The organism is Nocardioides sp. B129/18 (genome assembly GCF_055282735.1).
The window spans coordinates 1-7841 of sequence record NZ_JBUZJI010000009.1 but is presented as its reverse complement, the minus strand read 5'-3'; the positions used below and the strand labels follow the sequence as shown (position 1 = coordinate 7841).

The following is a 7841-nucleotide window of genomic DNA, read 5'->3' as shown; positions in this document are numbered from 1 at the left end:
GGCGGCGCGAGGACGACGTCGTGCTCGGCGGCCGCGGCGGCCGCCCGCAGCAGCAGGCCGGGGTCGTCGGCGGGACGAGCGCCCCGCTCGAGCACGATCTCGCCGCCGGCCAGGGCGACGCCGGGCGCCACCGGCGTGAGCGTGGGACGCCGCGGCCCGGTGGGGCGGGGCACGGTCCACACGTCGGCGGCCCGGCGCCAGGTGAGCCGTGAGATGTGGGTCAGGCGGCGTCCGAGCTCGCGCACGTGGCGCTGGGCGGCGCGGGCGTCGGGCAGGTCGAGCCCCTCGGCCAGCTCGCTCCACATCTCCGGGGCCACGCGGTCGGTGGCGCGCCCGGCGATGGCGTGGACGACGTCGCGGACGTCGAGCAGCGACTGACGGCTCTGCTCGAGCGCGACGTGCGGGACGTCGACGAGCCAGGTGGCCACGAGCGCCTTGAGCACGGTGGCGTCGCGCAGTCCACCGTCGGCCTCCTTGAGGTCGGGCACGGAGAGGTGCGCCATCTCCCCCGCGCGCTGGTGGCGCGCGCGGACGAGCTCGTGGAGGGCGGGCAGGCGCTCGCGGGCGTGTCGACGCCACTGCGCGAGCATGGTGGTGCGCAGGCGCAGCGTCAGGTTGGGGTCGCCGGCGAGGTGGCGGATGTCGAGCAGGCCGAGCGCGACGCGCAGGTCGGCGTCGGCGGCGCTCACCATCTCCCCGAAGCGCCGCACCGAGTGGTCGATGGTGCTGCCGGAGTCCCACAGCGGGTACCAGATCTCGCTGGCCACCGCCCCGGGGTCGACGTCGTCGTCGGTGACCAGCACGACGTCGAGGTCGGAGAACGGCGCGAGCTCGCTGCGGCCGTAGCCGCCGACGGCGACGAGCGCCATGCCCACCTCGCCCCCGCCGGCGTCCTCGTAGGCGCGCCGACACAGCGCGTCGGCCTCAGCGGTGCGCTGGGCGCGCTGGTCAGCGGTCACGGGAGCCGGGACGGGGTTGCGGGCTCGGGATGCGGGATCGGCCGGTCAGACGGCGGCGTCGTCGCGATCGCCGGTGCGCACGCGCACGACGGTGTCGACCGGGGTGACCCACACCTTGCCGTCGCCGATGCGACCCGACGCCGCGCTGGTGACGATGGTGTCGACGACCGTCTGGGCGTCCTCCTCGGAGACGACGATCTCCAGGCGGATCTTCGGCACCAGGCTGATCTCGTACTCCGCGCCGCGGTAGACCTCGGTGTGGCCCTTCTGCCGGCCGTAGCCCGAGACCTCGCTGACGGTCATGCCGGAGATGCCGACCGCCTCGAGGGCGACGCGGACGTCCTCCCACTTGTGCGGCTTGATGACCGCGGTCACGAGCTTCATGCGTCACTCCTGTTCAAGATGGTGCCGGCCGAGCGGGCGCCCGGGGAGGCCAGGAGGTCGTAGGCGGCCTCCGCGTGGACGACGAGGTCGATGCCGCTGACCTCGTGCTCCTCGTCGACGCGGAAGCCCATGAGCCTGTCGACCACCCACCCGATCATGCCGGACACGACGAAGGCGTACACCAGCACCGCGCCGACGCCGATGGCCTGCTTGCCCAGCTGGGTGAGGCCGCCGCCGTAGAGGAGGCCGTCGACGCCGGTGGGCGCGGCCGCCGTGGCGAGCAGGCCGATGCCGAGCGTGCCGACGATGCCGCCGACGAGGTGGACGCCGACGACGTCGAGGGAGTCGTCGTAGCCGAAGCGGTACTTCAGCCCCACGGCGTAGGCGCAGACGACGCCGGCCACAGCGCCCATGACGAGCGCGCCGATCGGCGAGAGCGAGCCGCCCGACGGCGTGATGGCCACGAGGCCGGCCACCATGCCCGACGCAGCGCCGAGCGAGGTGGCGTGGCCGTCGCGGAACCGCTCGACGAGCAGCCAGCCGAGGGTGCCGGTGCAGCCGGCGAGCAGGGTGGCCACCAGCACGACGGCCGCGGAGTGGCCGGCGCTGAGCGCGGAGCCGGCGTTGAAGCCGAACCAGCCGAACCACAGCAGGCCGGCGCCGAGCATCACGAGCGTCAGGTTGTGCGGACGCATGGGGTCGCGACCGAAGCCGACGCGCTTGCCCAGGACGAGCGCCAGCGCCAGGCCCGAGGCGCCGGAGCAGATCTCGACCGCCGTGCCGCCGGCGAAGTCCTTGAGGCCGACCTCGTTGGCCAGCCAGCCGCCGACGTGGTCGCCGGCGGAGAAGTCGAAGACCCAGTGCGCGACGGGCGCGTAGACCAGCAGCGTCCAGGCGCCGACGAAGACCAGCCAGGCGCCGAAGCGGGCGCGGTCGGCGATCGCGCCGGAGACCAGCGCGCCGGTGATGACCGCGAAGAGGCCCTGGAACATCGCGAAGAGGATGAGCGGGTAGGTCGACTCCCCGTTCGACGACGGCTCGAGCAGCTGGCCCAGGCCGGCGTACTGACGCGGGTCGCCCAGCAGGCCGGCGCCGAGGTCGTCGCCGAAGGCCAGCGAGTAGCCCACCAGCGTCCACACGACGAGGACGACGGCGAGCGCGCCGAAGGTCATCATCATCATGTTCAGCACGCTCTTGGAGCGCACCATGCCGCCGTAGAAGAGGGCCAGGCCGGGGGCCATCAGCAGCACCAGCGCGGTCGAGACCAGCAGCCAGGCGGTGTCGCCGGAGTCGATGCTCGACGGCGCCGCCGCGCTCGCCACGTGCGGCGCGAGACCGAGGACGGAGGGGGTCGCGAAGGTCATGGGCGACCACTCTGCGAGGCGTTTGTTTCAGGCGTGTAACAGACCACGGAGCGGGTCCAGCCCGCTGCGCCACGCTGGGGGCGCTGAGAGCAGCCAGGCTCAGAGGGCGGCCTCGTCGGTGTCGCCGGTGCGCACGCGCACGACCGACTCCACCGGCGTCACCCACACCTTGCCGTCGCCGATGCGGCCCGAGCCGGCGCTGGCGACGATGGCCCCGACGACGGCCTCCTGGTCGTCGTCGGGCACCACGATCTCGATGCGGATCTTCGGCACCAGCGCGACGTCGTACTCCGCGCCGCGGTAGACCTCGGTGTGGCCCTTCTGCCGGCCGTAGCCCGAGACCTCGCTGACGGTCATGCCGGTGACGCCGAAGCCCTCGAGGGCCTCACGGACGTCCTCCCACTTGTGCGGCTTGATCACCGCGGTCACGAGCTTCATGCCTGGCCTCCCTGGCCCGCGAGGACGCCGGAGCCGCCCGAGGTGTGCAGGTCGTAGGCGGACTCGCCGTGCTCGGCGAGGTCGATGCCCGCCACCTCGGCGTCCTCGTCGATGCGCAGGCCGATCGTGAACTTGATGGCCAGGCCGATGATCAGCGTGAGCACGCCGGAGTAGGCGATGGCCGTGAGGGCGCCCAGGGTCTGGTCGCCGAGCGAGCCGAAGCCGCCGCCGTAGAGCAGGCCGTCGACGCCGCCGGCGCCGTCGGAGGTGGAGAAGACGCCGATCAGGACGGTGCCGATGATGCCGCCGACGAGGTGCACGCCGACGACGTCGAGGGAGTCGTCGTAGCCGAGCTTGAACTTCCAGCCGACCGCCCAGGCGCAGACCGCACCGGCGATGGCGCCGATGGCGACGGCACCGGAGAGGTTGACCGCGCCCGCCGCCGGGGTGATGGCGACGAGGCCGGCGACGATGCCCGAGGCCGCGCCGAGCGAGGTGGCCTTGCCGTGCATGAGCCGCTCGACGATCAGCCAGCCGAGGATGGCGGCCATGGTGGCGAGGGTGGTGTTGCCGAAGGTGCGGCCGGTCTCGGAGAGGAACTGGGCCATGTTGGCCTTGGCGCCGTCGGCGGTGCTCCAGTCGTCGCCGAAGACGATCGAGCCGACGTTGAAGCCGTACCAGCCGAACCAGAGCAGGCCGGCGCCGAGCATGGTGAGGGTCAGGTTGTGCGGACGCATCGGGTCGCGGCCGAAGCCGAGGCGCTTGCCGAGCAGGAGCACCAGCACGAGGCCGGCCACACCGGCGTTGATGTGCACCGCGGTGCCACCGGCGTAGTCCTGCGCGCCGATCTTGCTGCAGATCAGGGCCGAGGGCTGGCAGCTGAAGACCATGTGGGAGAGCGGGAAGTAGACCACCAGCGCCCAGATCGGGATGAAGACCACCCAGGCGGCGAACTTCATGCGGTCGGCCACGGCGCCGCTGATGAGCGCGACGGTGATGATCGCGAAGGTCATCTGGAACATCACGTAGATGTAGTCGGACGTGTCGACGTCCTTCAGCCAGGCCAGCGTCGTCGGGTCGGCGAAGAAGACGCCGTCACCGCTCCAGCCCATCGACCAGCCGACGGCGACGTAGAGGATGCCCACGATCGCCGCGGCGATGTAGGACATCATCATCATGTTCAGCACGGACTTCGACCGAGACATGCCACCGTAGAAGAGCGCGAGGGCGGGCACGGTCATCATCAGGACCAGGGCCGTCGCGATCAGCATGAAGGCGTAATAGCCGTCCACAGAACCTCCAGGGATCTTTCGTTCCGGGGAGGCCGTGCCGGCGACCGACCGCACTGTCACGCCGGGCCTCGCCCCATTGCGGAGAACCTTCGCGGGGCGAGGTTTCGGCGGGCGCGCACGTCGTGTTGCGGGGGTGAAACGAAACCACTCCGGGTGTTTCAGGCGCGTAACGGGCTCCGGAGCCGTCCGTCCCGCGGGTGTCGCAGGGTCGGGGTGGCGTCAGCCGAGCAGGGCGTCGACGAACGCGCCGGGGTCGAAGGGGGCGAGGTCGTCCGGCCCCTCCCCCAGGCCGACGAGCTTCACCGGGACGCCGAGCTCGCGCTGCACGGCCACCACGATGCCGCCCTTGGCCGAGCCGTCGAGCTTGGTGAGCACGATGCCGGTGACGTCGACGACCTCGGAGAACACCCGGGCCTGGATCAGGCCGTTCTGGCCGGTGGTGGCGTCGAGCACGAGCAGCACCTCGGTGACCGGCGCCTGCTTCTCGATGACGCGCTTGACCTTGCCGAGCTCGTCCATGAGGCCGGCCTTGTTCTGCAGGCGGCCGGCGGTGTCGACGATGACGGTGTCGAGCTCGCGCTCGACGCCGGAGCGGACGGCCTCGAAGGCGACCGAGGCGGGGTCGCCGCCCTCGGGGCCGCGCACGACCTCGACGCCGACGCGCTCGCCCCAGGTGGCCAGCTGGTCGACGGCGGCGGCACGGAAGGTGTCGGCCGCGCCGAGGGCCACCGAGCGGTCGTCGGCGACCAGGATGCGGGCGATCTTGCCGACCGTGGTGGTCTTGCCCGCGCCGTTGACGCCGACGACGAGGACGACGCCGGGCTTCCCGTCGGCGCCGCTGACCTGGAGACCGCGGTCCATCTCCGGGGAGAGCAGCGTGACGAGCTCCTCGCGCAGCACCGCACGGGCGTCGGGGGCGGTGCCGCCCTCGACGCGCAGGCGGGTGCGCAGCCGCTCGACGAGCTCCTGGGTGGGCGCGACGCCGATGTCGGCGGTGAGCAGGACGTCCTCGATGGACTCCCAGGTGTCCTCGTCGAGCCGGTCGCGAGAGAGCAGACCGAGGAGGCCACGCCCGAGCGCGCCCTGGCTGCCGGCGAGCCGCTGGCGCAGCCGCACCAGGCGGGACGCGGCCGGCTCGGGGCGCTCCAGGACCGGCGCGGGCGGCGCGGGCGGCGCGGGCGGCGCCACCGGGGCGTCGAGGACGTCGGTGGCCGCCTCCTCCGCCAGCGGCGGAGGAGCGGTGGGGGCGGTGTCGACGGGACGCGGCGGCGCGGCGGGCGGCGCGGAGCGGCGAGCGCGGCCGACGACGAGGCCGAGCACGACCAGCAGCAGGCCGACGACCGCGATGGCCGCGACGAGGATGATCCATTCGAGCGAGGACAGGGCCATGCGCTCATCCAACCAGCAGCGGGCGCACGGGCCCCAGCCGGGCGGGGTGGGTCAGCGGTCGGCGAGCTCCCGCTCACGCAGGGTCGCCGGCGCCTCGGACTCCGCGCCCTGCGCGGACTCCTCGGTCGAGAGGGTGGGCATGGCGTCGACGGCGCGGGTGAGGACGTCGCCGAGCCACTCGGTCTGCGCCGGGGGCGTCTGACCGCGGTGGGGATAGGCGACGTAGAAGAGGACGAGGCCGGCCACCAGCAGGCAGATCAGGGTGACGATGGCGACGACGAGCACGGTGGTGCCTTCCGAGACGGGTGGTGCGAGGCGGGAGGGAGCGCGGCCGCGGGCGGCCACGTCTCCAGGGTGACACGCGTCTGGTGACTCAGGCCTCAGCCGTGCGGAGGAGCGGCGTGATCGCGTCGCGGATCACATCGGGCATGGGCGTCACCGGCCGGGCGGGATCGGTGTTGTCGACGTAGACGTGCACGAACCGGCCCTCGGCGGCGGCCTCGTCGCCGTCGCCCTGGAACAGGCCGATGCGGTAGATCGCCGAGGAGGTGCCGATGCGGTCGACGACCAGGCCCATCTCGATGGGCGCCGGGAAGCCGATCTCGACGAAGTACTGGCAGGAGGTCTCCGCGACCACGCCGATCTGCGGCAGGCGACGCACGTCGACGCCGGTGAACTCGTAGAGGTGCGCGTTGACCGCGGTGTCGAAGAGCTCGTAGTAGGTGGCGTTGTTGAGGTGGCCGTAGGCGTCGTCGTCGCGCCACCGGGTGGTGACGGTGCGCCAGGCGACGTACTGGTCGCGGGTGGGGCGGACGCGGGGCATGGCTCTCCTCGGCTTCGGCGCCGGGGTCCCGGCGCGCCGCGAGGCTAGCCGACCTCGGCCGCTGAGGCGTCGGCGGGCTCAGACGTCGGCAAGCTCAGGCGTCGGCGGGCTCGCGCAGGCGCTGGCTGATGACCGCGGAGACGCCGTCGCCGCGCATGGTGACGCCGTAGAGGGCGTCGCCGACCTCCATCGTCCGCTTCTGGTGGGTGATGACGAGCAGCTGGGAGCTCTCGCGCAGCTCCTCGTAGATCTGCAGGAGGCGTCCGAGGTTGGTGTCGTCGAGCGCGGCCTCGACCTCGTCGAGGATGTAGAACGGCGAGGGCCGGGCCTTGAACAGCGCCACCAGGAACGCCACGGCCACCAGCGAGCGCTCGCCGCCGGAGAGCAGCGAGAGGCGCTTGACCTTCTTGCCCGGCGGGCGGGCCTCGACCTCGACGCCGGTGGTGAGCATGTCGTCGGGGTCGGTGAGCACCAGGCGTCCCTCGCCGCCGGGGAAGAGCCGGGCGAAGGTGGCGTCGAAGGCGCGCTCGACGTCGGCGTAGGCCTCGGTGAAGACCTGCTCGACCCGGGCGTCGACCTCGCGGACGATGTCGAGGAGGTCGCGGCGGGTCTTGCGGAGGTCCTCGAGCTGCTCGGTGAGGAACTGGTGGCGCTCCTCCATCGCGGAGAACTCCTCGAGCGCCAGGGGGTTGACCTTGCCGAGCATCTGCAGGGCGCGCTCGGCCGAGCGCAGCCGCTTCTGCTGCTCCTCGCGGACGTAGGGCGTCGGGTCGGGCAGCTCGCCGTCCTCATCCGGCGCCGAGCCGGGCACGGGCTGGTCCGGGCCGTACTCGGCGACGAGGGTGTCGACGGCCAGGCCCAGCTCCTCGAGGGCGCGCTGCTCGAGCTGCTCGATGCGCATGCGCTGCTGGGCGCGGGCCATCTCGTCGCGGTGCACCGAGCTGACGAGCTCGTCGAGGTCGCGCTGGAGGTCGCGCAGCGTGCCGCGCACGGTGAGCAGCCGCTGCTCGCGCTCGGTGCGCGACTGCTCGACCTCGGTGCGGGCGCGGGCGGCGGCGTCGACGGAGACCTCGAGCCGGGCCAGCACCCAGCCGACGGCCGTGCCGACGGCCTCGGCGGCCCGGGCCTCGCGACGCAGGCGCTCGCGCCGGGCGGCGGCGCGGGCACGGGCCTCGCGCTCCTGGGCGGCGGC

9 protein-coding genes are annotated in these 7841 nt (G+C 73.0%); all 9 read right to left on the bottom strand.

Going from position 1 to position 7841, the window contains the following annotated elements:
- Window positions 1-959, bottom strand: a 959-nt coding sequence (locus tag ACZDWJ_RS08555; RefSeq protein ID WP_463520523.1) for a [protein-PII] uridylyltransferase family protein, incomplete at its 3' end; no start/stop codon positions are given.
- Between the two features lie 45 nt (window positions 960-1004).
- Window positions 1005-1343 (bottom strand): P-II family nitrogen regulator, encoded by a 339-nt coding sequence (locus ACZDWJ_RS08550; protein ID WP_463520522.1) that lies wholly within the window; start codon window positions 1341-1343, stop codon window positions 1005-1007.
- On the bottom strand, window positions 1340-2707 hold the full coding sequence (locus ACZDWJ_RS08545) for an ammonium transporter (protein ID WP_463520521.1): 1368 nt from the start codon (window positions 2705-2707) through the stop codon (window positions 1340-1342). The genes ACZDWJ_RS08550 and ACZDWJ_RS08545 overlap by 4 nt, the downstream gene beginning before the upstream one ends.
- Window positions 2708-2806: 99 nt before the next feature.
- The gene (locus tag ACZDWJ_RS08540) at window positions 2807-3145 is read right to left on the bottom strand and encodes a P-II family nitrogen regulator (RefSeq protein WP_463520520.1); all 339 of its coding nucleotides are present in this window, start codon (window positions 3143-3145) and stop codon (window positions 2807-2809) included.
- Window positions 3142-4437 (bottom strand): ammonium transporter, encoded by a 1296-nt coding sequence (locus ACZDWJ_RS08535; RefSeq protein ID WP_463520519.1) that lies wholly within the window; start codon window positions 4435-4437, stop codon window positions 3142-3144. The genes ACZDWJ_RS08540 and ACZDWJ_RS08535 overlap by 4 nt, the downstream gene beginning before the upstream one ends.
- Before the next feature lie 219 nt (window positions 4438-4656).
- Window positions 4657-5826, bottom strand: a complete 1170-nt coding sequence (gene ftsY, locus ACZDWJ_RS08530) for a signal recognition particle-docking protein FtsY (protein ID WP_463520518.1) — start codon at window positions 5824-5826, stop codon at window positions 4657-4659.
- 51 nt (window positions 5827-5877) lie between these two features.
- The gene (locus ACZDWJ_RS08525) at window positions 5878-6171 is read right to left on the bottom strand and encodes a hypothetical protein (RefSeq protein WP_463520517.1); all 294 of its coding nucleotides are present in this window, start codon (window positions 6169-6171) and stop codon (window positions 5878-5880) included.
- Window positions 6172-6199: 28 nt separating this feature from the next.
- Entirely contained in the window at window positions 6200-6649 is a 450-nt protein-coding gene (locus ACZDWJ_RS08520) for an acyl-CoA thioesterase (protein WP_463520516.1), read from the bottom strand.
- Between the two features lie 94 nt (window positions 6650-6743).
- The coding region (locus ACZDWJ_RS08515; RefSeq protein WP_463520515.1) for an AAA family ATPase at window positions 6744-7841 on the bottom strand (1098 nt) is incomplete at its 5' end.

Coding starts and splice junctions, on each gene's coding strand:
- ACZDWJ_RS08545 (WP_463520521.1), bottom strand. CDS start 2,707: ATGACCTTCGCGACCCCCTCCGTCCTCGGTCTCGCGCCGCACGTGGCG.
- ACZDWJ_RS08550 (WP_463520522.1), bottom strand. CDS start 1,343: ATGAAGCTCGTGACCGCGGTCATCAAGCCGCACAAGTGGGAGGACGTC.
- ACZDWJ_RS08520 (WP_463520516.1), bottom strand. CDS start 6,649: ATGCCCCGCGTCCGCCCCACCCGCGACCAGTACGTCGCCTGGCGCACC.
- ftsY (WP_463520518.1), bottom strand. CDS start 5,826: ATGGCCCTGTCCTCGCTCGAATGGATCATCCTCGTCGCGGCCATCGCG.
- ACZDWJ_RS08540 (WP_463520520.1), bottom strand. CDS start 3,145: ATGAAGCTCGTGACCGCGGTGATCAAGCCGCACAAGTGGGAGGACGTC.